At 70.7% G+C, this 23,320-nt stretch carries 21 protein-coding genes; 8 read left to right on the forward strand and 13 right to left on the reverse strand.

The annotated features are described in order from the left end of the window. Nucleotides 1–142: 142 nt before the first annotated feature. Both miaA and O7543_RS10335 read right to left on the reverse strand, forming a co-directional pair. The gene (gene miaA / locus O7543_RS10330; RefSeq protein WP_281555507.1) at nt 143–1,099 is read right to left on the reverse strand and encodes a tRNA (adenosine(37)-N6)-dimethylallyltransferase MiaA; all 957 of its coding nucleotides are present in this window, start codon (nt 1,097–1,099) and stop codon (nt 143–145) included. After that, complete coding sequence (locus O7543_RS10335; RefSeq protein WP_348650092.1) at nt 1,096–2,004, reverse strand: hypothetical protein; 909 nt, start codon at nt 2,002–2,004, stop codon at nt 1,096–1,098. The genes miaA and O7543_RS10335 overlap by 4 nt, the downstream gene beginning before the upstream one ends. Nucleotides 2,005–2,269: 265 nt before the next feature. Between O7543_RS10335 and O7543_RS10340 the strand changes: the two genes are divergently transcribed. Continuing rightward, entirely contained in the window at nt 2,270–3,478 is a 1,209-nt protein-coding gene (locus tag O7543_RS10340; protein WP_281554029.1) for a DUF349 domain-containing protein, read from the forward strand. A gap of 393 nt (nt 3,479–3,871) precedes the next feature. Continuing rightward, complete coding sequence (locus O7543_RS10345) at nt 3,872–5,224, forward strand: cellulose binding domain-containing protein (protein WP_281554028.1); 1,353 nt, start codon at nt 3,872–3,874, stop codon at nt 5,222–5,224. Between the two features lie 100 nt (nt 5,225–5,324). On the opposite strand, the gene miaB is transcribed toward O7543_RS10345, so the two are convergent. Both miaB and O7543_RS10355 read right to left on the reverse strand, forming a co-directional pair. After that, a complete protein-coding gene (miaB, locus tag O7543_RS10350; RefSeq protein ID WP_281554027.1) occupies nt 5,325–6,824 on the reverse strand; it encodes a tRNA (N6-isopentenyl adenosine(37)-C2)-methylthiotransferase MiaB in 1,500 nt (499 codons plus the stop codon). A 37-nt stretch (nt 6,825–6,861) separates the two neighbouring features. After that, entirely contained in the window at nt 6,862–7,359 is a 498-nt protein-coding gene (locus O7543_RS10355; protein ID WP_281554026.1) for a hypothetical protein, read from the reverse strand. A 163-nt stretch (nt 7,360–7,522) separates the two neighbouring features. Between O7543_RS10355 and O7543_RS10360 the strand changes: the two genes are divergently transcribed. The 4 genes from O7543_RS10360 to O7543_RS10375 all read left to right on the forward strand — a co-directional run bounded on the left by O7543_RS10360 (nt 7,523) and on the right by O7543_RS10375 (nt 11,138). Continuing rightward, nucleotides 7,523–8,275 (forward strand): amino acid ABC transporter ATP-binding protein, encoded by a 753-nt coding sequence (locus O7543_RS10360; protein ID WP_281554025.1) that lies wholly within the window; start codon nt 7,523–7,525, stop codon nt 8,273–8,275. 84 nt (nt 8,276–8,359) lie between these two features. Further along, a complete protein-coding gene (locus O7543_RS10365) occupies nt 8,360–9,250 on the forward strand; it encodes a glutamate ABC transporter substrate-binding protein (RefSeq protein ID WP_281554024.1) in 891 nt (296 codons plus the stop codon). A gap of 99 nt (nt 9,251–9,349) precedes the next feature. Beyond that, the gene (locus O7543_RS10370; RefSeq protein ID WP_281554023.1) at nt 9,350–10,057 is read left to right on the forward strand and encodes an amino acid ABC transporter permease; all 708 of its coding nucleotides are present in this window, start codon (nt 9,350–9,352) and stop codon (nt 10,055–10,057) included. 49 nt (nt 10,058–10,106) lie between these two features. Then, nucleotides 10,107–11,138, forward strand: a complete 1,032-nt coding sequence (locus tag O7543_RS10375; RefSeq protein WP_281554022.1) for an amino acid ABC transporter permease — start codon at nt 10,107–10,109, stop codon at nt 11,136–11,138. Between the two features lie 36 nt (nt 11,139–11,174). Here the strand turns inward: O7543_RS10375 and rny are convergent, their stop codons facing one another. The 7 genes from rny to O7543_RS10410 form a co-directional block, all read right to left on the reverse strand. Continuing rightward, nucleotides 11,175–12,953: a ribonuclease Y gene (rny, locus tag O7543_RS10380; protein ID WP_281554021.1), complete on the reverse strand. Its 1,779-nt coding sequence runs from the start codon at nt 12,951–12,953 to the stop codon at nt 11,175–11,177. 517 nt (nt 12,954–13,470) lie between these two features. Further along, entirely contained in the window at nt 13,471–14,190 is a 720-nt protein-coding gene (locus O7543_RS10385; protein ID WP_281554020.1) for a regulatory protein RecX, read from the reverse strand. Nucleotides 14,191–14,195: 5 nt separating this feature from the next. Then, nucleotides 14,196–15,242, reverse strand: a complete 1,047-nt coding sequence (gene recA / locus O7543_RS10390; protein WP_278168039.1) for a recombinase RecA — start codon at nt 15,240–15,242, stop codon at nt 14,196–14,198. A 500-nt stretch (nt 15,243–15,742) separates the two neighbouring features. Then, on the reverse strand, nt 15,743–15,943 hold the full coding sequence (locus O7543_RS10395; RefSeq protein ID WP_281554019.1) for a DUF3046 domain-containing protein: 201 nt from the start codon (nt 15,941–15,943) through the stop codon (nt 15,743–15,745). A 10-nt stretch (nt 15,944–15,953) separates the two neighbouring features. Beyond that, a complete protein-coding gene (locus O7543_RS10400) occupies nt 15,954–17,270 on the reverse strand; it encodes an MFS transporter (RefSeq protein WP_281554018.1) in 1,317 nt (438 codons plus the stop codon). Then, complete coding sequence (locus O7543_RS10405) at nt 17,267–17,962, reverse strand: UdgX family uracil-DNA binding protein (RefSeq protein WP_281554017.1); 696 nt, start codon at nt 17,960–17,962, stop codon at nt 17,267–17,269. The genes O7543_RS10400 and O7543_RS10405 overlap by 4 nt, the downstream gene beginning before the upstream one ends. Nucleotides 17,963–18,033: 71 nt before the next feature. Then, on the reverse strand, nt 18,034–19,383 hold the full coding sequence (locus O7543_RS10410) for an aminotransferase class I/II-fold pyridoxal phosphate-dependent enzyme (RefSeq protein ID WP_281554016.1): 1,350 nt from the start codon (nt 19,381–19,383) through the stop codon (nt 18,034–18,036). A gap of 38 nt (nt 19,384–19,421) precedes the next feature. Here O7543_RS10410 and O7543_RS10415 point away from each other — a divergent pair, with 38 nt between their 5' ends. Both O7543_RS10415 and leuE read left to right on the forward strand, forming a co-directional pair. Beyond that, nucleotides 19,422–20,093, forward strand: a complete 672-nt coding sequence (locus tag O7543_RS10415; RefSeq protein WP_348650093.1) for a pyridoxamine 5'-phosphate oxidase family protein — start codon at nt 19,422–19,424, stop codon at nt 20,091–20,093. 2 nt (nt 20,094–20,095) lie between these two features. Then, the gene (gene leuE / locus O7543_RS10420) at nt 20,096–20,770 is read left to right on the forward strand and encodes a leucine efflux protein LeuE (RefSeq protein ID WP_281554015.1); all 675 of its coding nucleotides are present in this window, start codon (nt 20,096–20,098) and stop codon (nt 20,768–20,770) included. Between the two features lie 55 nt (nt 20,771–20,825). Here leuE and O7543_RS10425 read toward each other — a convergent pair whose 3' ends face one another. Together O7543_RS10425 and O7543_RS10430 are read right to left on the reverse strand one after the other, a co-directional pair. Then, nucleotides 20,826–21,890 (reverse strand): hemolysin family protein, encoded by a 1,065-nt coding sequence (locus tag O7543_RS10425; protein ID WP_281554014.1) that lies wholly within the window; start codon nt 21,888–21,890, stop codon nt 20,826–20,828. Beyond that, nucleotides 21,887–23,224 carry a hemolysin family protein gene (locus O7543_RS10430; RefSeq protein ID WP_281554013.1) on the reverse strand — a complete coding sequence of 446 codons (1,338 nt, stop codon included), beginning with the start codon at nt 23,222–23,224 and terminating at the stop codon, nt 21,887–21,889. The genes O7543_RS10425 and O7543_RS10430 overlap by 4 nt, the downstream gene beginning before the upstream one ends. Nucleotides 23,225–23,320 lie beyond the last annotated feature (96 nt).

Below are 23,320 nucleotides of genomic sequence, written 5' to 3' on the forward strand. Positions count from 1 at the left end.
CAGACGGCCGTCGCCGCGCAGCCGGCCGTGTCCACCGCCCCGGCCGGTGTACCGACCATCCAGCAACGGTCGGCGGCGGCCGACAACTGACCCTGGGCGGCTGGCGGCGGCCAGTCCGCGGTTGGCGCAGAGCCGGCACCGCTCAGCGCTGCGGAGCGCGCAACGCGGCGTGCGCCGCCCGAACCAGGTCCGGATCTGCGCCGTCGAGCCAGCGCACCCGGGCGTCGCGGCGGAACCAGGAACGTTGCCGGCGGACGAACCGGCGGGTCGCCCGTACCGTGTCCCCACGGGCCTGCTCGTCGTCGTACTCGCCGTCGAGCATCCGGAGCACCTGCTGGTACCCGAGCGCCCGGCTGGCCGTACGGCCGTCCCGCAGGCCCTGCCCGAGCAGCGCGTGGACCTCGGCTACCAGGCCCTGCTCCCACATCCGGTCCACCCGGCGGGCGATCCGGTCGTCGAGCTGTTCGGTGGGCAGGTCGACACCGAGTTGCACGGCGTCGTAGTGGGGCACCGGTTCCGGCAGGGTAGCGGTGAACGGCCGCCCGGTCAGCTCGATCACCTCCAGCGCCCGAACGATCCGCCGCCCGTTCCCGGGCAGGATCGCGGCGGCGGCCGCCGGGTCGGCGGCGGCCAGCCGGGCGTGCAGCGGAGCCGGGCCGGTCTCGGCGAGTTCGGCTTCGAGCCGGTCGCGCAGCGCCGGGTCAGTGCCGGGAAAGTCAAATCTCTCCAGCACCGCCCGCACGTACAGGCCGGAGCCGCCGACCAGCAGCGGCAGGCGCCCCCGACGCAGGATGTCGTCGATGGCGGCGCGGGCCAGCCGCTGGTACTCCGCGACGCTGGCTGGCGCGGTGACCGGCCAGATGTCGAGCAGGTGGTGCGGTACGCCGGCCCGTTCGTCGATGGTGAGCTTGGCGGTGCCGATGTCCAGCCCCTGGTACAACTGCATCGAGTCGGCGTTGACCACCTCGGCGCCGAGTTGCTGGGCGAGGGTGATGCTCAGCGCGGACTTGCCGGCCGCGGTCGGGCCGATCACCGCCACCACTCGGTCCGGGCGGATCGACGCGGGTCGGCGCGGCCCGGTGCCGCGGCCGTTGGTCAGTTCCGGTGCCACGAGGCGACAAAGTACGCGACGCCGTACGGTGCGGCGTAGTAGGTGAGCCGGCCGGTCCAGTCGGTCACGTCGCCGGCCGCCGCACCGGCGGCATCAGCGTCAGCGGACGCCGCACCGGCACCAGCAGTCGCCGCGCTGGCGGCCACCTGCCAGGCGGCCCGGCCGGCGACCCGCAGTGCGCCGGCCAGAGCCGGGTCCAGACGGGCGAGTCTCCGGTGGTCGGCGGTAGCGAGGGCGGCGGCGACCTCGTCGTCGAAGGGTTCCGCCCGGTCGTCCTGGTAGCCGGGTGAGGCGAGGCCCCGGCAGGCGGAGCCGTCCCCCATCACCAGGGCCGCCCACGGTCGGTCGGCGGTCCGGGGTCCCGCCGCTGCGGACCCGGCGAGCAGCCGCCCGCGCCGTAGGCACTGTTCGGGTGGCGAACCGGCGGGGACCGCGACCATCTCGACCGCCGTACGGGCGGGGTCGACGTCGGCGCGGGCGAGCAACCACGCCGCGACGGTCAGGCTCAGCGGCAAGCGGCGGCCGGCACCGGTCGACGTGGCGTCGGGGGCGGGTACGGCGTCGACGACGGCGGCCGCCGGGTTCAGGGACGTGCCCAGGGGTACCTCGACCGCCGCCCCCCAGGGTCGGAAGCTGGCGGACAGCGGTGGCCGCCAGATCCGCTCCATCGGATCGGGAACTATCGACGGATCGGGTTCGGTGGACGGATCGGGAACCATCGACGGATCGTCGGTGCCGATGACCACGATTCGCTCGGCGGGGCAGTCGACCAGTGACCGGACGGCGGCGGTGGCGGCGCACCGCAGCTCGTCGAGCTCGGCGGCGGCCCCACCGGCCAGTTCGGGAACGATCACCGGCGGGTGTGGGCAGAAGGCGACGCGCAGCGGGGGCACGGCGTCCACGGTAGCCCGCAGTCCTGTCGCTCCACGCAGCCAACCGGTCACCTTGAGTGTCGGAATTTGGCCCCTTTGGCACCGACTCGTGGGCCAACCACCGACAAGGACACCGTATGGTCACGGTCGGCGACAGGCGCTCGACGCAGGCAGGGTTGGACCTGTGACAATGCGCGGGGGAAACTTACCCGCAACCTAACTGCGCCGTGGCGGCGTCCATCGGGACATCTCGATCCTGCGACGCCGGGAGAACGAGGATGGGCACATGAGCGACTGGACTTCCTTCGGACGGGTTGATGCGGACGGCACGGTCTACGTCAAGACTGCCGAAGGGGAGCGCGCGGTCGGATCCTGGCAGGCTGGAGCGCCGGAGGAAGGCCTGGCGCACTTCGCCCGCCGGTTCGCCGACCTGGTGACCGAGGTCGACTTGACGGAGGCCCGGTTACAGTCCGGTGCCGCCGACGCGACGCATTCGCTCAGCACGATCCGACGACTGCGCGGATCACTGGCCGAGGCCCATGTGGTCGGCGACCTCGATTCGCTGGCCGACCGGCTGGACAAGCTGGCGACCCTTGCCGAGGACAAGGCAGCGCAGGCCAGAGCGGCCCGGGACGCCGCCCGTGCCGCCGCGCTGGCCCGCAAGACCGAGCTGGTGGTCGAGGCCGAACAGCTCGCGGCCGAGTCGACCGGGTGGAAGAGTGCCGGTGACCGGTTCCGGGAGATTCTCGACGAGTGGAAGACGATCCGCGGCGTCGACAAGAAGACCGACGGGGAGCTGTGGAAGCGGTTCGCCGCCGCCCGGGACGGGTTCACCCGTCGGCGGGGCGCGCACTTCGCCACCCTCGACGCGCAGCGCAAGCAGGCCCAGTCGGCGAAAAACGAGCTGGTCGCCGAGGCCGAGACGCTGGCCGAGTCGACCGACTGGGCCAGCACCGCGAGCCGGCTCAAGGAGCTGATGGCCGAGTGGAAGTCCGCCCCACGCGCCTCGAAGGAGGCGGAGCAGAAGCTGTGGGAACGGTTCCGTTCGGCCCAGGACACCTTCTTCACCCGCCGCAGCGAGGTCTTCTCGGCCCGCGACGCCGAGCAGCGCGCCAATCTGGAGCGCAAGCAGGCGCTGCTGACCGAACTGGAGGCCGTCGACATCGACGCGGATCCGCGTACCGCGCAGGCGAAGCTGCGTGAGGTGCAGGGCCAGTGGCATGACATCGGCCGGGTGCCACGCGAGTCGACGTCGGGGCTGGACCGTCGACTGCGAGCAGTCGAGGACCGGGTACGGGAAACGATGGACTCGGCGTGGCGGCGTACCGAGCCGTCGGCCAATCCCCTGTTGACTCAGATGCGCGAGCAGGTCGCCGAGGCCGAGCAGCGGCTGGAGCGGGCGCGGGCGGCCGGTGACGCCAAGCGGATCCGCGAGGCGGAGAAGGCACTTGCCGGCAAGCGGCAGTTCCTGGCACTCGCGGAGCAGGCCAAGTAGCGCCAACCGGGCAGCCGACCGAAGAGCACTGACAAGACACCGGCGGGATCCGACCGCGAACTCGACGGCGGATGCCCCCGGGAGCCGCCGGCCGCCAGGAACATCAGCGGCCGGCGGCCGATGCCGCTGGTGATCTTGACGGGCAGCCGGCGACCCCGCTCTCCGGGTAGCCGGCCCCTGCGGAGGCCAGTCGCCCTACCGCCTACTCATGACACACCCCTTTGACATCGCGATACTTCTATGTTTCGCTAAGGAAAGCGCTTCCCCGCCTGTCCAGCGGGATCCGTCCTGTAATACCCACGGCGTGGTGCACCGCCAGCACCCGCACCTGCGAGCCAACCGGGCTGGCTCTCCCACCGGCGACGCACCCCGCCATGCCGTAAGGAGATCTCAATGCACGCAGCACGGCGCCGCACGGCGCTGGCCACCACTGCGGTCGCTGCCGTCGCCCTCACCGGTGCCACGGTCGTCAGCGCAAGCACCGCCCACGCCGCTACCGGCTGCCGAGTCGACTACTCGGTCGCCTCCCAGTGGCCGGGCGGTTTCACCGGCAACGTCGTCCTCACCAACCTCGGCGACGCGATGTCGTCCTGGTCCCTGCAGTGGACCTTTGGCGCCGGCCAAGAGGTCGTTCAGGCGTGGAACGCCGACATCTCACAGAGCGGGAGCTCCGTCACCGCTCGCAATGTGAGCTACAACGGCAACCTCAGTTCGAACGCGAGCGTCTCGTTCGGCTTCAACGGGTCGTGGAACAACTCGTCCAACCCGGCACCGAGCAGTTTCAGCCTGAACGGCGTGGCCTGCACCGGTGGCACCAACCCGACCACACCGCCACCCAACCCGACCACACCACCGCCCAACCCGACCACACCGCCACCCGGCCAGACGCCGACCGGCCTGGTCGGCTGGGCCACCCAGAACGGCGGCACCACCGGTGGCGGCAACGCTTCCCCGACCACCGTCACCAGTTCCTCGGCGCTGTCCTCGGCGATCAGCGGATCCGGCTCCGCCGTCATCCGGGTGTCCGGGACCATCTCCTGCTCCGGCATGCTGAACGTCGGTAGCAACAAGACGATCGTCGGCGTCGGCTCCTCAGCCACGATCTCCGGCTGCGGATTCAACATCAGCAACCAGCGAAACGTGATCATCCGCAACATCAACTTCCGCAACTGGAATGACGACGCCATCAACGTCCAGACCGAGTCCACCAACGTCTGGGTCGACCACAACAGCTTCACCAACGGGTACGACGGAGCCGTGGACATCAAGCGCGGTTCCGACTACATCACGGTGTCGTGGAACCGCGTCTTCAACCACAGCAAGTCGATGCTGCTCGGCCACTCGGACAACAACGCCAGCCAGGACCGCGGTCACCTGCGGGTCACCTACCACCACAACTGGTTCGACGGCTCCGGTTCCCGGCATCCGCGGGTCCGGTTCGGCAACCCGGTACACGTGTTCAACAACTACTACTACGACAACGACTACGGTGTCGCCTCCACCATGGACGCCGGCGTTCTCGTCGAAGGCAACTACTTCGAGAACGTCGACGACCCGACGCACGTCGGCTACGCCGCGTCGGACCCGGGCACCCTCGTCGCCCGCAACAACCACTTCGTGAACTCCGGCACCCCGGAAACCGCCGGCGGGGTCGCGAGCATCCCGTACTCCTACTCGTTGACCACCGCCAGCCAGGTGAAGTCCGTCGTCACGAACGGCGCCGGCGCCGGCAAGATCGGCCTCTGACCCGATGACGTCCGTCTCCCGGCCGCGTGGTGCGGCCGGGAGACGGCGCGGTGCCGGATCAGCAGCTGACGGCACCCGGGTCAGACGCGGCTGACAGGGTTCAGCGGTCGCAGGCCGAGGTGGCCAGTGTCGCCGGAGGTGGTGCACCCACCGTCGGCAGCCCCAGCAGCACCCCGCCGGTACGCGGTGTCCGCCCTGCCTCGTAGGCGTCGCCGGCCCGGGTCCGGCGGTGGGCGACCGGCTCGCCGTCGGCGTTGAGATGGTGCGGAGCCGCGTAGCTGACGACCACCTCGACGAGGTCACCGGGACGGATGCGCCCGGCGAGCGGGCCGGCGTCGAAGTGCACCAGCCGGCCGTCCCGGGCCCGGCCGGACAGCCGCCCGGTCCGCCCGTCCTTGCGGCCCTCGCCGACCGCGACCAGCACCTCGACCGTCCGGCCGAGCAGCCGACGGTTCTCCGCCCAGGTGATCTCCTCCAGACAGGCGATCAGCCGGTCGTAGCGCTCCTGCACCACCGGCTTCGGCAACTGGCCGGGCATCTCGGCGGCCGGGGTGCCGGGGCGTTTCGAGTACTGGAAGGTGAACGCCGAGGAGAACCGGGCGGCCCGTACCACGTCGAGGGTGCGTTCGAAGTCGGCGTCGGTCTCACCGGGGAAACCGACGATGATGTCGGTGGTGATCGCCGCGTCCGGCATCGCCGCCCGCACCTTGTCGATGATGCCGAGGTAGCGGTCGGCGCGGTAGGAGCGGCGCATCGCCCGCAGTACGGCGTCCGAACCGGACTGCAGCGGCATGTGCAGCGAGTGGCAGACGTTGTCGGTCTCGGCCATCGCGGCGATCACGTCGTCGGTGAAGTCCTTCGGGTGCGGGCTGGTGAACCGGACCCGTTCCAGCCCGTCGATCCCGCCGCAGGCGCGCAGCAGTTTGCCGAACGCGAACCGGTCACCGAACTCGACACCGTAGGAGTTGACGTTCTGGCCGAGCAGGGTGACCTCCAGCACACCCTCGTCGACCAGGGCCCGTACCTCGGCGAGGACGTCGCCGGGCCGACGGTCCTTCTCCCGGCCGCGCAGCGACGGCACGATGCAGAAGGTGCAGGTGTTGTTGCAGCCGACGGAGATCGACACCCAGCCGGCGTAGGTCGACTCCCGCCGGGTCGGCAGGGTGGAGGGGAAGACCTCCAGCGACTCGAGGATCTCCACCTCGGCGGCGGAGTTGTGCCGGGCCCGGTCCAGCAGGGTCGGCAGCGCACCGATGTTGTGCGTGCCGAAGACGACGTCGACCCAGGGGGCCCGGCGGACGATCTCGCCCCGGTCCTTCTGCGCCAGGCAGCCGCCGACCGCGATCTGCATCTGCGGCCGCTTCTCCTTGACCGGTCGCAGGTGACCGAGGTTGCCGTACAGCCGGTTGTCGGCGTTCTCCCGCACCGCGCAGGTGTTGAAGACGACGACGTCCGGATCGTCGGACTCCCCCGCCCGGACGTAGCCGGCCGATTCCAGCAGGCCGGAGATCCGTTCGGAGTCGTGCACGTTCATCTGGCAGCCGTAGGTGCGCACCTGGTAGGTACGTGGGTGGCGGGCGTGTGCTGCGCTGGTAGTCATGACATCAGACAGCGTAGCCGGCCGCCCGCCGCCGGGATCACGCGGCGAGTGTCGGAGCCACCGAGTCGGGCCCCCACCGCGAGCCGCCGCAGAACAACCCGGCCCGGCAGCCGGGGTCGGTCAGGCTGCACAGCCGCAGGTTGGTGCGGCGGTCACCGACGCTGGTCGGTTCGATGTCCAGGTGCACCGGACGGACCGTGCCGTCCGGGGACACCAGCAGGTGGCGGGTCGCGTCCAGCGTGTCGTCGGCGAGTACGCAGCGACGTCCGGTCCGGCGGGCGAACGCGGCGAGGACCCGGTGCTCCGGCGGGTCGACCGGTGCGGCGTAGCAGTCGACGTTCACCGGGAAGTCCCCGGCCCCGTCCCAGACGTCGCAGAGCACCACGCCGTCGGGGAACCGCTCCGCCGAAGCCCCACCCAGCGACACCACCGGACGACCGATGATGGCCGCGAGGGTGGCTCGGATCTGACCTGGGGCGAGCGGTCCGTCGACGGACCAGTTCCACAGCGTGGTGCAGAACGGTGCAATCGCCATACGATCATGTTGCCCGGACAGCAGCCGGCACGTGGGCTGTGTTACCGCTCCGTGACCATTTGAGTTGCCTTCCGACACATCACGCCGCCTAAAGTGGCGGGACCACGTGAGGTGACCTCGACCGATCGTGACGACTAGGACGGTGCATGGACAGGGACGGTGCATGACGGTGACAACCAGTGAGCCGCTGATCGTGCTCAGCGGAGTCAACAAGTGGTTCGGTCCACTGCACGTGCTCCAGGACGTCGACCTCTCGGTCGACCGTGGTGAAGTGGTGGTGGTGATCGGGCCGTCCGGCTCCGGCAAGTCCACTCTGTGCCGCGCGATCAACCGTCTGGAGCCGATCAGCTCCGGGACCATCCTGTTCGACGGCCGACCACTGCCGGCGGAGGGCCGGGCCCTGGCCCGGCTGCGCAGCGAGGTCGGCATGGTGTTCCAGTCGTTCAACCTGTTCGCGCACCGGACGATCCTGGACAACGTCACGCTCGGCCCGATGAAGGTACGCCGGGAGAAGGCGTCGGTGGTCCGTGAGCGGGCACTGCAACTGCTCGACCGGGTTGGCATCGCCAACCAGGCGGACAAGTTCCCGGCCCAGCTCTCCGGCGGTCAGCAGCAGCGGGCGGCGATCGCCCGGGCGTTGGCGATGCAGCCCAAGGCGATGCTGTTCGACGAGCCGACCAGCGCGCTCGACCCGGAAATGGTCGGCGAGGTGCTGGACGTGATGACCTCGCTGGCAGCCGAGGGGATGACGATGGTCGTCGTCACCCATGAGATGGGCTTCGCCCGGCACGCCGCGAACCGGGTCATCTTCATGGCCGACGGGCAGCTGGTCGAGGACGCCCCGCCCACCGAGTTCTTCACCAACCCGCGCAGCGACCGGGCGAAGGACTTCCTGTCCAAGATCCTCACCCACTGACATCCCGCTCGAGGACGAGTTTCATCCAACGTGGAGTCGGCCGCGACCCGGCGGGCTTCCCATCGTGAAGGAGAAAACTGAGCAATGCGTATGTCACGTATGGCGGCGGTAGCCGCAACTGCCGCGTTGGCGGTGTCCATGGCGGCCTGCGGCGACAGCGGCGGGGACGGCTCCGGCAGTGAGAACCCCGACGTGGCGACGCCGAGCTTCGAGGCCGGTACCACGATGGCCGAGCTGAGCGAGGCCGGCACCATGACCGTCGGCACCAAGTTCGACCAGCCCGGCTTCGGTAAGCTGGGCCTCGACGGTGAGCCGGCCGGCTTCGACGTCGAGATCGCCAAGCTGATCGCGGCCGAGCTGGGCATCGCCGCCGACGACATCGAGTACGTCGAGGCGCCGTCCGCGGTCCGCGAGGAGCTGCTGGAGCAGGACCGGGTCGACATCGTGGTTGCCACTTACACGATCAACCCCACCCGCAAGGAGCGGATCGACTTCGCCGGCCCGTACTACGTCGCCGGCCAGCACATCATGGTCCGCGCCGACGACGAGTCGATCACCGGGCCGGAGTCGTTCGAGGCCGGGGACAAGAAGATCTGCTCGGTGCAGGGTTCGACGCCGGCGGAGAACATCCAGGAGTACCTGGCGGATGTCGGCGAGCAGCTGGTGCTCTTCGACGTCTACGAGAAGTGTGTGGACGCGCTGCGCGGCGGTCAGGTCGACGCGGTCACCACGGACAACGTGATCCTGCTCGGCTTCATCGCCGACAACGAGGGCGACTTCAAGCTGGCCGGTGAGCAGTTCACCGAGGAGCCGTACGGCATCGGGGTGAAGAAGGGCGACGACGCGTTCCGCGACTTCATCAACGACACCCTGGAGAAGATCTACGACGACGGCTCGTACGCCGCGGCGTGGGAGTCCACCGCAGGTGCCTTCGACGACAACACCCCGACCGGTCCCGCGGTCGACCGCTACTGACCGTCGAAGGTCGCCCCTGATCGATCCCGGCCGGCCCGGCGCAGTCAGCTCCGGGCCGGCCGGTCGCCCAGGTGGACGGTTCGCAGAAGGGTCTTTCGTGTGAGAGTGCTCGTCGACCACTTCGACGTCTTCGTCGGAGGTTTCTGGCTCACCCTGCAGCTGTGTCTGCTGTCCGCGACCGGCGCGCTGCTGATCGGCACGCTCGTCGCGATCCTGCGGATCTCACCGGTGCCGCCGCTACGCTGGCTCGGCGGGGCGTACGTGACGGTGCTGCGCAACGTGCCGCTGACCGTCGTGATGTTCTTCTCGGCCTTCGGGTTGCCCGCACTCGGGTCGAACGCCGACTTCCTGCGGATCCCCGGGCTGAGCATCGTGTTCAGCCGGCTCGGCATCGACCTGCCGTACTTCCGGTTCGCGATCATCGCGCTGAGCGTCTACACCGGTGCGTTCGTCTGCGAGGCGATCCGCAGCGGGATCAACGCGGTGCCGCCCGGTCAGGCGGAGGCCGCCCGCGCGATCGGCCTGACCTTCACCCAGAACCTGCGGTACGTGGTACTCCCCCAGGCGTGGAAGGCCGCGATCGTCCCGCTGGGCAGCGTCATCATCGCCATGATCAAGAATTCGGCGCTGGCCGGCTTCTTCGGGGTGGTCGGTGACCTGTCCAACTCGGCGCAGAACCTGACCAGCGCCCTCGGCGAGCCGATCATCCCGGTCTTCGTCGGCATCTCGATCGGCTTCCTGATCATGACCGTGCCGCTCGGGCTGCTGCTCGACCGGGTCGAGGCCCACCGGGCGGTGGCCAGATGACCGCCCCGTCCCCCGCGAGCGCCGCAGCCGTCACCGGAGGAACCACGCCATGAGCCAGCAGCAGAGCGTGTTGTACGACGCCCCCGGACCACGGGCCCGACGGGTCACGCTGATCGTCAGCGTGCTGTCGGCCCTCGCCGCCGTCACCGCCGGGTACTTCCTGGTCTACCGGCCGCTGGCCGAACGCGAACAGTTCACCATGGAGAAGTGGGGTCCACTGATCGACCCCGGCAACGAGGTGTTCGGTCAGGTCTGGACACTGCTCGGCGAGGGGGTCACCGCCACGCTGACCGCCGCCGGCCTGGCGATCGCGCTGTCGTTGCTGTTCGGCACCGCGCTGGCGGTGCTGCGGATCCAGCTGAAGGCGCTGCTGCGCCGCCGGTTCACCGGGCTCGCCACCTCGTTCGCGCTGGCGTTGCGGGCGCTGAGCTGGCTGCTGAACCTGGTGACCCGGTTCTGCGTCGAGGTGTTCCGCGGCCTGCCGGTGGTGATCACGATCTTCTTCGTCGCCCGGGGCCTGCCGGACCTCGGCCTGGAGATCGTCCTCCCGTTCGGCCACGAGATGCTGCCGTACCTGGTGCTGGGTCTGACCATCTACAACGGCGTGGTGATCGCCGAGATCCTGCGCTCCGGGATGGAGGGTCTGCCGTCGGGGCAGCGCGAGTCGGCCGCCGCGATCGGGCTGACGTCGTTCCAGACCACCCGGATGATCCTGCTGCCACAGGCGTTCCGGATCATGCTGCCGGCTCTGATCAGCCAGCTGATCGTGGTGCTCAAGGACACCTCGTTGGGCTTCATCATCGGCTACCAGGAGACGCTGCTGGTCGGCCGGACGATCATCCAGAACCTGCGTAACCCGATCCAGGTGTATCTGGTGATCGGGGTGCTGTTCATCGCGGTCAACTACGCGCTGTCCAAGCTCGCCGAGTCGGTGCAGCGGCGGCTGGCTCAGGGCCGGCGGACCAGCGCCACACCCCAGCCGCCGGCGGCACCGGCGTCGACGGTGGCCGGCCAACAGACTGCGGCCGGCACCGGCGGCAGCGCCACCACCGGCGGCACGGCTACGTCAGGCAGCAGCTAACCGGACGGCCCGCCCGTTGACCGGCCGTCCGGCCGGTCAACGGGCGATCTCGGTGACCCGGGACTCGCGGACCACGGTCACCCGGATCTGCCCCGGGTAGGTCAGCTCCTCCTCGATCTGCTTGGCCACGTCGCGGGCCAGCACCGCGGCACCGATGTCGTCCACGTCGTCCGGCTTGACCATCACCCGGATCTCCCGGCCGGCCTGCATGGCGAAGACCTTCTCCACGCCGATCTTGCCGGCGGCGATCTCCTCGATTCGCTCCAGCCGCTTGACGTACGCCTCCAGGCTTTCCCGCCGCGCGCCGGGACGACCACCGGAGCACGCGTCGGAGGCCTGGGTGAGCACCGCCTCGACGGTCTGCGGCGGCACCTCGTTGTGGTGTGCCTCGATAGCGTGCACCACCTCTTCGGATTCGCCGTACTTGCGGGCCAGGTCGGCGCCGATCAGCGCATGACTGCCCTCGACCTCGTGGGTGAGCGCCTTGCCGATGTCGTGCAGGAACGCGCACCGCTTGATCAGCGGGACGTCCAGACGCAGCTCGGCGGCCATCACCCCGGCGATGTGCGCGGTCTCCACCAGATGCTTGAGCACGTTCTGGCCGTACGAGGTCCGGTAGCGCAGCCGGCCCAGCAGGGTGGCCAGCTCAGGGTGGATCTCGGTGATGCCGACGTCGACGAGCGCCTCCTCGGCAGCCCGGTGGCACAGCTGCTCCACCTCCTGCCGGGCGGTCTCGAAGACCTCCTCGATCCGGTGCGGATGAATCCGGCCGTCGAGCACCAGTTTCTCCAGGGTGAGCCGGCCGGTCTCCCGGCGTACCGGGTCGAAGCAGGACAGCAGGACCGCCTCGGGTGTGTCGTCGATGATCAAATTGACCCCGGTGACGGACTCGAACGCCCGGATGTTGCGGCCTTCGCGCCCGATGATCCGGCCCTTCATCTCGTCGCCGGGCAGATGCAGGACGCTGACCACGCTCTCCGCGGTCTGTTCGCTGGCGACCCGCTGGATGGCGTCCACCACGATGTGCCGGGCCCGCTGGTCAGCGGTGTTGCGGGCGTCGGCCTCGATGTCGCGGACCAGGATTGCCGCCTCCCGTTTGGCCTGGCCCTCGATCGCTTCAACGAGCTCACCCCGGGCCGCCTCGGCGGTCAGCCCGGCGACCCGCTCCAGCTCGCGCTGCCATCGCTCCTCGGCGGCCGTCAGGTCCGCCTCCCGGGCGGCCAGGGCTGCCTTGCGCTCGGCGAGTTCGGCGGCGGTGGCAGTCAACCGGCGGTCCCGCTCGGCGACCCGGTCGGCTTCCTCGGCGTGCTGACGTTCCCGCTCGTCCATCCGCTGGCCGCGCCGGTCCAGCTCGGCGGACTGCTCCTTGACGGCCCGGGAGAGCATCGCGATCTCCCGCTCGCCGCTGCGCCGGGCCGCTGCCCGGACCTGCTCGGCTTCGGTCTCGGCCTGCCGGTGGGCCCGCTCCAGGATGGTGTCCGCCTCGGCCCGGGCGGCGTCGAGCACTCGACGGGCCTCGGCCCGGGCGGCGGTCGCTTCGGCCTTGGCGGCGGCGGCGTCGGTACGGGCCGCAGCGGCGGCGGCCTTGGCCTGCTCGACGGCGGAGGACGCCTCGTCGGCCGCGGTACGCAGCGCGGCGAGGGAGCGTTCCTGCCGGTCGCGGGCGGCGACGAAAGCCGGGTCCTCCTCAACCGGCGTCGCGGCCGCCGGTGTGGTGAGCCGGCGCAGCGTGCGGGCACCGAGCGCGAGGCCGGCGAGCACCAGGCCGGCGAGCACGACGACCGCGGCGAAGAGCATCCACTCCAGCCCGGTCATGCCGACCCTCCGAGCCTACCGACACTCGCGTGTCCCGCCGGCTTCCTGCGCTGCGCCACGACCGCCTCCAGTCCGCCGTCGGCCTTCCCGGAGGCTTCTCGCTCCGGCGCCGGCCACGGCTATGGGAACACCCGACCGTGGCGGCTGACCAACGACCAGACAGCACCGACGTGGGTGCGGGCACGATCACGGCGAAAGCGGCCGTTGTGCGTGCTGTCGCCGCCGGACCGGCCTGTCCGGTTGCGGCATGTCTGGCTACTGAACTGCTGCTGCGAAGTGATGCCGTACTGTTATGCGATCTATGTTGTGCGGTTAGCCTGCGACGGGTCGGTTGTTCGTCTGTAACGCGAGGCTAGGTCGCGAGGGGCCGTTCGGTCAAGAAGTCATGATCAGACCGACAACGGAACGTAGGGCATCGGCCCACTCACAGGCAGCATATCGCGCTCAGGACGCGCCGGGATGAGTCGGAAATTTGGCGCATCCCGCAGGGGATGGTGTCCCGTCAGGTGGACCAGGGCTACTCAGCATCCGGGTCGGGAACCTCGCCGATCAGTGCCTCGGCATCCACCGTGTCGGTGAACTGGGCGGCCTCGGCGGACCGGACGGCCAGTGCCTCCCGGACCACCGGCACAGCTACCCCCGCCGAGTAACCCTTGCGGGCAAGCATCGCGACCAACCGTCGGAACACCACGTCCGGAGCACCCCGGGCGGTACGCAGCTTGCGCTCGACGAGCTCCGTCGCGGTGGCCCGCTCGGTCGACTCGTCCAGCCCGTCCAGCGCGTCCCGGGCAGTCTGTGGATCCACGCCACGCTGACGCAACTCGGCGGCGAGGTTGCGCCGGGCCAGCCCTCGACCGTGGTGCCGGCTGGTCACCCAGGCTTGGGCGAACGCCGCGTCATCGATCATCCCGACCTCGTCGTACCGGTCGAGGACCGAACTGGCCGTGGCCTCGGAGATGCCGCGTCGCCGCAGCACTGCGGCGAGCTCCGCCCGAGTCCGAGGGCGGACGGCGAGCTGTCGCAGACAGATGTCGCGGGCCTGCTGCGCCTCGTCCACCGGCTGCCCACCGCCGACCGCGGCGGACCCGGTGGTGCGGCCGTCGCGCTCAGCGGTGGGGTCTGCGAACCCGGCGGTGGGGTCGGCCGGCCGGCTGCGGCCGGCACGGGAGGCGCGTGGACGGGGCGGAGCCGCATCCCAGCCCCGGCCCGTCCGTGCGCCGCGTCGTCGCCCGGCCATCCGGATCAGAAGTCGACCGGCGGCAGCTCGGGCCCGCCGGCCTCGTCGGCACCGAGCGCGCCGACGCCGAGCTTCTCCAGGATCTTCTTCTCGATCTCAGCCGCCACGTCCGGATTCTCCCGGAGGAACTCCCGGGCCTTCTCCTTGCCCTGACCGAGTTGGTCGCCCTCGTAGGTGTACCAGGCACCGGACTTGCGGATGATCGACTGCTCGACGCCGACGTCGATCAGCGAGCCCTCCCGGGAGATGCCCTTGCCGTACATGATGTCGAACTCGGCCTGCTTGAACGGCGCGGAGACCTTGTTCTTGACGACCTTGACCCGGGTCCGGTTGCCGACCACGTCGGTGCCGTCCTTGAGGCTCTCGATCCGTCGCACGTCGAGCCGCACCGAGGCGTAGAACTTCAGCGCCCGGCCACCGGTGGTGGTCTCCGGCGAGCCGAACATCACGCCGATCTTCTCCCGCAGCTGGTTGATGAAGATCGCGGTGGTGCCGGTGCTGTTCAGCACACCGGTGATCTTGCGCAGCGCCTGGCTCATCAGCCGGGCCTGCAGACCGACGTGGCTGTCCCCCATCTCGCCCTCGATCTCGGCACGGGGCACCAGGGCCGCGACCGAGTCGATCACGATAATGTCCAGCGCGCCGGAGCGGATCAGCATGTCGGCGATCTCCAGCGCCTGCTCACCGGTGTCCGGCTGGGAGACCAGCATGGCGTCGGTGTCCACGCCGAGCGCCCTGGCGTAGTCAGGGTCGAGCGCGTGCTCGGCGTCGATGAACGCCGCGATGCCGCCGGAACGCTGGGCGTTGGCCACCGCGTGCAGGGCGACCGTGGTCTTACCGCTGCTCTCCGGGCCGTAGACCTCGACCACCCGACCCCGGGGCAGGCCGCCGACGCCGAGTGCAACGTCGAGCGCGATGGAGCCGGTGGGGATCACTGCGGTCTGGATCACCGGCCGCTCGCCCAGCCGCATCACCGAGCCCTTGCCGAACTGTTTGTCGATCTGAGCCAGCGCCAGATCGAGCGCCTTTTCCTTGTCTGGCACTGCCGCCATTGCTGCCACCCCTACGTTCGCCGACTTCCCAGGCGTCCTGGCCGAGCTTCTCGTCACCCGGGTCACGCTAGGCGCTGGGTCCGACAGAAAACAGCCGACGGGCCGCAACCTGTGGATGAGCACCTAGCTGTGGACAATAGCCGAACAGATGTACGAGTGGAAAACCAGACACGCCCACGAGTTTCACCACCCAAAGCATCCATTGGACCGCAAAGAGTGAATTCAGCTACGCGAACGCACGCCCGCCAAGCAGAGGTACCCCGTCAAGCGGAGGCACGACCAGCCGACAGGAGTACGACCGACCCGACAAGCGACGCGCGACACACAGGCCGACTCCGGTTGCCCCGAGACACTTCCAGTTCCGATGTCACCGGTGCTCTGATGCACCGGTGACATCAGAGCCCAACCAACACCCGACAACCGAGACAGTGACACTATGCGCATTGACTGAGGCGTACCGTAATCAACAGGTCGTGAATCCCAGCTCGACCGGCTCGCGATCAGCGCAACCGGCCAGGGACCCGGTCGGGATACGCGGCGCAGACCGCCCGCCAGACCACCGCCGTCTCCTCACCCGCCGCCAGTGCCTGGGCGATGGTGCGCCCACCCAACTGGGCCAGTACCTGATCGGTGGCGATACTGCGGGCGTACGCCGGCCCGAACGCCTCGTCCAACCGGCCCCAGAAGTCCGTCAACCGCATCCCTGCCTCCTTACTGCTTCGACGGAGCCGGCACCGGGCGCAGCACCAACCCCAGCAGCGGCACCGTGGCCAGCGCCGACAGCAACGTCAGGACGCCGTAACCGGACAGCCCGACGATGATTCCGCTGACCCCGCCGGCGAACGCGCCGGCCAGACCCATCACCAGGTCCGACAGGCCTTGCACCGACGGACGGACGTCGACCGGCACCGACTCCGACAGCAGGGTCGAGCCCGCGACCATGGTGCCCGACCAGCCGAGCCCGAGCAGCACCAGCCCGATCACCAGGCGTACCGGGTCGTGGCCGGCGGTGCCCGCCACGGCACACGCGGCCAGCAGCAGCCCGACCCCACCGACGATCACCGGCCGGCGACCGGCCCGGTCGGTGAGCCAACCTACCACCGGCGACAGCGCGTACATCCCGGCGATGTGCAGGCTCAGCACCAGCCCGACGGTGCGCAACAGATCACCGCCGGTGTGCCCCATCCCGATGTGGACCGGCGTCATCGCCATCACCCCGACCATCACCAGGTGGCCGACTGCGACGGCGCAGACCCCGAGCCGCGCGGCGGGCCGGGCGGCTACCACCACGAACGCGGCCCGCAGGCCTCGGCCGGACCTGGCCTGCGAAGCCCGGCCGGACTGCACCGGGGCGGTCGCCGCAGCGGGGCCGGCGATCCGCCGGGCGGTCAGCAGCGGATCCGGTCGCAACAACACCAGCACCAGCAGCGCGGCCAGCAGGAACGCCAGCGTACTGACGGCGAACGGGCCGGCCAGCGGCGGCAGCCCGACCCCGCTGGCCGACCGGTCGGCCAGCCCGGCCAGGTTGGGGGCGGTCACCGCGCCGACCGTGGTCGCCCAGACCACCAGCGACAGCTGCCGGCCCCGACGACGCGGCTCGGTGAGGTCGACCGCCGCGTACCGGGCCTGCAGCCCGGCAGTCGTCGCCCCGCCGAACAGGACCATGCCGACGAACAGCAGCGGCACCCAGCGCCCCGCGGCGGCGGCCACCACCAGCACCGCCCCGGTCGCACCCGTCAGGTAGGCGAAGACCAGACCGGGTCGGCGGCCGTGCCCGTTCATGATCCGGACCACGGGTACGGCGAGCAGCGCCCCGCCGACCACTGCGGCGCTCTGCGCCAGGCCGGAGACGGCCACCCCGCCGAGCTCGGCGGCGAGCAGGCCACCGACCGAGATCCCGATGGTGACGCCTACGCCGCCGATCATCTGGGTACCGGCGAGCAGCCGCAGCGTACGGCGTTGGATGCGGGTGACGTCACCGGATGGCGGCGGGTCGGTCACCGACGACGGTGCAGTGAGCGCGGTCATCGGCGTACCGCCTGGGTCGGGCTGCCCCGATCGGCGAGCAGTCTGCGGGCGACGCCGAGGTCGGTGACCAGCCCTCGGAAGGCGATCTGCTGGGCGTCGGCACGCAGCACCGCAGAGGGATGGATGGTGGCCACCAGTTGCGCCGGACCCACCGGAAACTCCTCGGCCCGTTCGGCCGAGGCAGGCCACGGCAACGGTACGCCACGCGAGCGGGTCACCCGGAACGCCGGGCCGAGCAGTGCCCGGGCCGCGGTCGCGCCGAGCACCACGACGACGTCCGGGCGCAGCATCGCGAACTCGGCAACCAACCATGGCCGGCAGGCCACGATGTGCGCCCGGTCCGGGGTCTGGTGGATCCGTCGACCGCCGCGCGACACGAAGCGGAAGTGCTTCACCGCGTTGGTCAGATAGATCTGGTCGACCGGGATCCCGGCGTCGTCCACCGCCCGGCGCAGCAGCCGGCCGGCCGGGCCGACGAACGGCAGCCCCTGGCGGTCCTCGACGTCCCCGGGCTGCTCGCCGACCATCACCACCCGGGCATCGGGGTTGCCCCGGCCGAAGACCACCTGGCTGGCGGGCTGGTGCAGTTCGCAGCCCTGGCAACTGGGGGCGGCAGCGCGCAGGTCGGCGAGGCTACGGGCACCGGTGGGGACGTACCCATCGGCTCCGGCGGTGGTTTCGTGCACGGTCACAAGTCCTTCCTACCCGGTTGCGGATTGACCGGAGCGCCTGGGTTGACCGGTCCGAGTGCGGCCCGCGTACCTCACCTGCCGACCCCGGTGAGTCCTGCTGGGCGCAGCGCGTCGCGCACCGCCGCGGCGAGCTCGCCGGCCCGGTGCTCGTCGAGCCCGCTGACGGTGATCCTGATACCCGGCGCGCTGCGTAGCCGGTAGCGGGCTCCGGTGGAGACGGTGAATCCGGCCGCCTGCAGCGCGGCCACCACGTGGGTCTCGTCCGTCACCGGCACCCAGACGTTGATCCCGCTGCCGCCGTGGCTGGCGACGCCGTGGTTGGCGAGCGCGGCCCGCAACGACTCCCGGCGGCGCTGGTAGACCCGGCCGGCCCCGGCCACGGTGGCGGCGACCGAGGGATCGCGCCACAACTGTCCGAGCAGCCGCTGCAGGACCGTGGAGACCCAGCCGGAACCGATACGCATCCGACCGGCCACCCGGCTGAGAGTGGTCTCGTCGCCGGTCAACAGGGCGATCCGCAGGTCCGGGCCGTACGGCTTGCTTACGGAGCGGACGAACGCCCACCGGGGTGTCACGCCGGCCAACACGTGCGGCGGACCATCGGAGAGCTCAGCGGCGTGGTCATCCTCGATGAGCAGCACATCGTCGGCCTCGCGCAGCAGCCGTCGCAGCCGGTCGGCCCGGTCCGCGTCCAGGGCGGCGCCGGTCGGGTTCTGCGCCCGGGTGGTGACCACGATGGCGGAGACGCCGGCGGACAGCACCGCCCGCAGGCCGGGTTCGGTCGGGCCGCGGTCGTCCACCGGCATCGGGACCGGAGTGAGGCCCAGTGCCGCGATCAGGTCCAGCAGGTTGGCCCAGCCGGGATCCTCCACCGCGACCCGGTCGCCAGGGCGCAGAGTGCCGGTGAGCAGGCGTTCGATCCCGTCCAGCGCGCCACTGGTGACAGTGAGACCGCCGGCCGGCAGGCCGTCGTCAGCCAACCGGACCATGGCTAGCGCGGCAAGGTCGGGCAGCAGGCCGGCGTCGGCGTAACCCTGCCCGGACGCGGTGTCGGCCAACTCCCGGGCGACCGCAGCGAGATGTGTCGCCAGCGGCGGCAACAGCCGTGGATCCGGCTCACCGGTGGACAGGTCCAGGGTGCCCGGCGGGGCCGGCGCGGACGGGCCGGGCCGGGTCACGGCGACCGGCGGGCGGGCGCGGACCCGGGTGCCGCGCCGGCCGTCGGTGTCGACGATCCCACGTTGGCGCAGCGCCTGGTACGCCTTGGCGACGGTGGCCGGGCTGACCTCGAGTGCGTCGGCGAGCGTACGCACCGCCGGCAGCAGGGCACCAGGTGCCAACGCACCCGTACGGACACCGGCCTCGACGCTGGCCGAGATCTCGGTCGCGGTCGCACCGGTCGGCTGATATTGTTCTGACACAAATAGCATATTGTACTAGAACAAACTTGGGAGCCCGAATGTATCCCGCCACCGCCCGGACCACCGCCACGCGACACCTCAACCGGGTCACCTACCAGCGCACCGAGGCACACCGCATCCTCGACGAGGCGTACCACTGCTGCCTGGCGTTCGTCGCCGACGGCGCGCCCCGGGCACTGCCCACTCTGCACGTACGCGTCGACGAGACCCTGTACCTGCACGGCTCCACCGCGAGCACGCCCCTGTTGGCCGCCCGGGACCCACAAGGGCTCGCCGTCTGTGTGGCCGTCACCCTGCTCGACGGCCTGGTCTATGCCCGCGCCCAGGCGCACCACAGCGCGAACTACCGGTCAGTCGTCGTACACGGCACCGCCCGGCTGGTCAGCGATCCGGCCGACAAGCGGCGGGCACTCGACGCCCTGATCGACAAGGCGGCTCCGGGCCGGGTCTCGGACAGCCGGCCACCGACGAACCGGGAACTCGCGCAGACAGCGGTGCTCGCCGTCGCTCTCGACGAGGTGTCGGTCAAGGGCCGCACCGGTGACCCCGTCGACGATCAGGCCGACCTCGCACTGCCGTACTGGGCCGGGGTGCTGCCGCTGCGCACCGTCGCCGACCCGCCGCAATCCGCTACCGGAGTCACCCGGGCGGTGCCGACCTACTTCACCACCAGCGAAATTTCTCTCGCCAGCGGACCGGCGGACAGGTGAGGATGACCCCCATGCTGGGCATCACCGACATCTGGACGTACGTCCTGGGCACCGTGGCGATCATTCTGCTGCCCGGGCCGAACTCGTTGTTCGTCCTGTCCACCGCCGCCCGACGCGGCGTGCGGCACGGCTACCGGGCGGCCGGCGGCGTCTTCCTCGGCGACACGGTGCTGATGGTGCTCTCCGCAGCCGGGGTCGCCTCCCTGCTCAACACCCATCCGGCGGTGTTCACCGTGATCAAGTACGCCGGGGCGGCGTACCTCGGCTATGTCGGCGTCACCATGCTCCGTGGTGCCTGGCGGCGCTGGCGGCGGCGGGACGACCCGGGCGCGCCCCGGTTGGTGGACGCAGCCGAGCCGGCGGCGGCGCGTCGCCCGTTCCGGCGGGCGACGGTGATCAGCCTGCTGAACCCGAAAGCGATCCTGTTCTTCGTGTCGTTCTTCATCCAGTTCGTCGACCCGGCGTACCCGTACCCGGCGCTGTCGTTCCTGCTGCTCGGCACGATCGCCCAACTGTTCAGCGTCATCTACCTGACCGTGCTGATCTTCACCGGGACTTATCTGGCGATGCAGTTCCGGCAACGGCGCCGGCTCGCCGTGACGGTCACCAGCGGGGTGGGTGCCCTGTTCCTCGGTTTCGGGGTCAAGCTGGCGACCGCCAGCGCCGGAGCAGCGTGACCCGCCGGAGCAGCATGACCGCCGGCCCGGCGAGACCACACCGTCGACGCGCAGCTCAGCGCATCCGCCGTCCCCTCGGGACGGCGTCGGTCTCGTCGTCGAACTCGCCGATGACCTCTTCCAGCAGGTCCTCCAACGCCACGAAACCGATCGGCCGGTCGGCTCCGGCACCGTTGGTGACCAGCGCCAACTGGACCTGGTCGGCGCGCATCGCCGCCACCGCCTCGGTGACGGTCGCCGTCGCCGGCAGCAGGAACGGCCGGCTCATCAGCGACTCGGCGGTCGGGGCTCCGTCACAGGTGTTCGCCCGCACCGCGTCGCGTACGTGCACGATGCCGATCAGATCGCCGGCCTCGCCGTAGACCACCAGACGGGACCGACCGCTACCCCGGGACAGCTCCTCCACCCGCACGGCGGTGTCCGTCCGGGCCACCGCGACGACCTGGTCCACCGGCTGCATCACGTCCCGCACGGTGGTGCGCTCCAGCTGGAGCATCTTGGCCAGCAGCTCGTGCTGGTCCGGCGGCAGCAGGCCGTGCTCCCGCGACTGTTCCAGCAGGATGCGCAGCTCGTCCGGGCCGTGCACCTGGGCCAGCTGGTCCTGTGGTTCGACCCGGAACGCCCGCAGCACGGCGTTGGCGATCGCGTTCAGCCCGGACAGGACCGGCCGGGACACCCGGGCGAATGCCCGGAACGGCAGCGCCAGCAGCAGCGCCGATCGCTCCGGGTGGGTGATCGCCCACGACTTCGGTGCCATCTCGCCGACCACCAGATGCAGAAAGACCACCAGGGCGAGGGCGAACAGGAACGCGACCAGGTGACTGGCCGCGTACGGCAGACCGGCCCGCTCCAGCAGGGGCGCCACCAGCCGCTCCACCGCCGGTTCGGCCAACGCGCCCAGACCGAGGGTGCAGACGGTGATGCCCAGCTGCGCCCCGGCGAGCATCAGCGACAGCTCGCGCGAGCCGTCCAACGCCGCCCGGGCCGCCCGCGAGCCGCCCGCCGCAGCCTGTTCCAGGCGGTACCGCTTGCTCGCCACCAGGGCGAACTCCGCAGCCACGAAGAATCCGTTCAGGGCGAGCAGCACCAGCGAGGTCAGCAACGCCCACCCGGCGCTCACCCGATCACCTCCAGCCGGACCGAGTCGGGCACGTGCCGGTCGACGGAGATAACGTGCAGTACGGCCCGCCGGGCCCGATGATGGCCGTTGCCGGCGGCTGTCTCGTCCAGGCTGATCGAGATCTGGTCGCCGACCTCGGGCACCCGGCCCAGCTCCCGCATGACCAGGCCGGAGAGGGTGTCGTACTCGGGGGCGGTGGGCAGCTCGACCCCGGTGGTGTCGGCGACCTCGTCGATCCGCCAGCGGGCCGGGACCAGCCAGGAGCCGTCCGGCTGGCGGGCCGGGGCCGGCTCCGGGGGGTCGTCCTCGTCCCGGATCGGTCCGACCAGCTCCTCGGCGATGTCCTCCAGGGTGATCACCCCGGCGAAGCCGCCGTACTCGTCGACCACGCAGGCCAGCTGCCGGTGCCCCTTACGCAGCCGGTCCAGCACCGCCGGCAACGGCAAGGTCTCGGGCACCAGCAGCGGGGGAACCATCACGGCCGCGACGGTCGTCATCGCCCGCCGCGACGGCGCTACGGTGAGCACGTCCGCGATGCTGGCGATGCCGACCAGATCGTCGACGCCGTCCGAGCCGTGCACCGGGAAGCGGGAGTGCCCGGTGTCCAGCAGCTCCACCAGCCCGGTCAGTGGCGCGTCGACCCGCACCGTGTGCACGTCGACCCGCGGCACCATCGCCTCACCGGCGGTCAGCTGCCGGAAGTGCAGTCCCCGATCGAGCAGCGTGGACATCGCCGAGTCGAGATGCCCCTCCTGGCGGGACTCGGCGATGATCTGGCCGAGGTCCTCGGCGGTGGCGCCGCTGGGCAGCTCCTCGATCGGCTCGATGCCGACCCGTCGCAGCAACCGGTTCGCCGCGATGTCGAACATCCGGATCAGCGGCCCGGCGACGGCCAGGTAGATCAGGGTCGACCGGCTGAGCGCCCGGGCCAACGTCTCGGCCCGTGCGAGGGCGAGGTTCTTGGGGGCCAGCTCACCGAGGACCATCTGCACCACGGTCGAGATGATCAGCGCCAACCCGACTGAGATGGTCAGACTGGCGGCCGGCGGAACTCCGACCCCGCCGAGCAGCTCGGACAGTCCGGCGCCGAGGTACGGCTCGGCGACGTAGCCGACCAGCAACGCGGTGACCGTGATCCCCAGCTGGGCACCGGAGAGCATGAACGACAGCCGGCTGGTCACCCGCAGCGCCCGGGCGGCAGCCGGGTCGCCCCGGTCGGCCAGGGCCCGGAGCCGGCCCCGGTCGACGGCGACGTAGCCGAACTCCTGGGCGACGAAGTAGCCGGTCGCGACCGTCAAGACGGTGATCAGGAAGAGACCGAAGACGATCAGCACCGGGGGCTCAGCGCTCCGGCGACCGGCGGCCGGAATGTCGGCAGCCGGGTCCTACCCGGCTGGCTACTGCTGCCCTCCTGGGCAGGAGCATCGGTC

This window comes from Solwaraspora sp. WMMA2080 (assembly GCF_027497395.1).
Lineage (GTDB): Bacteria > Actinomycetota > Actinomycetes > Mycobacteriales > Micromonosporaceae > Micromonospora_E.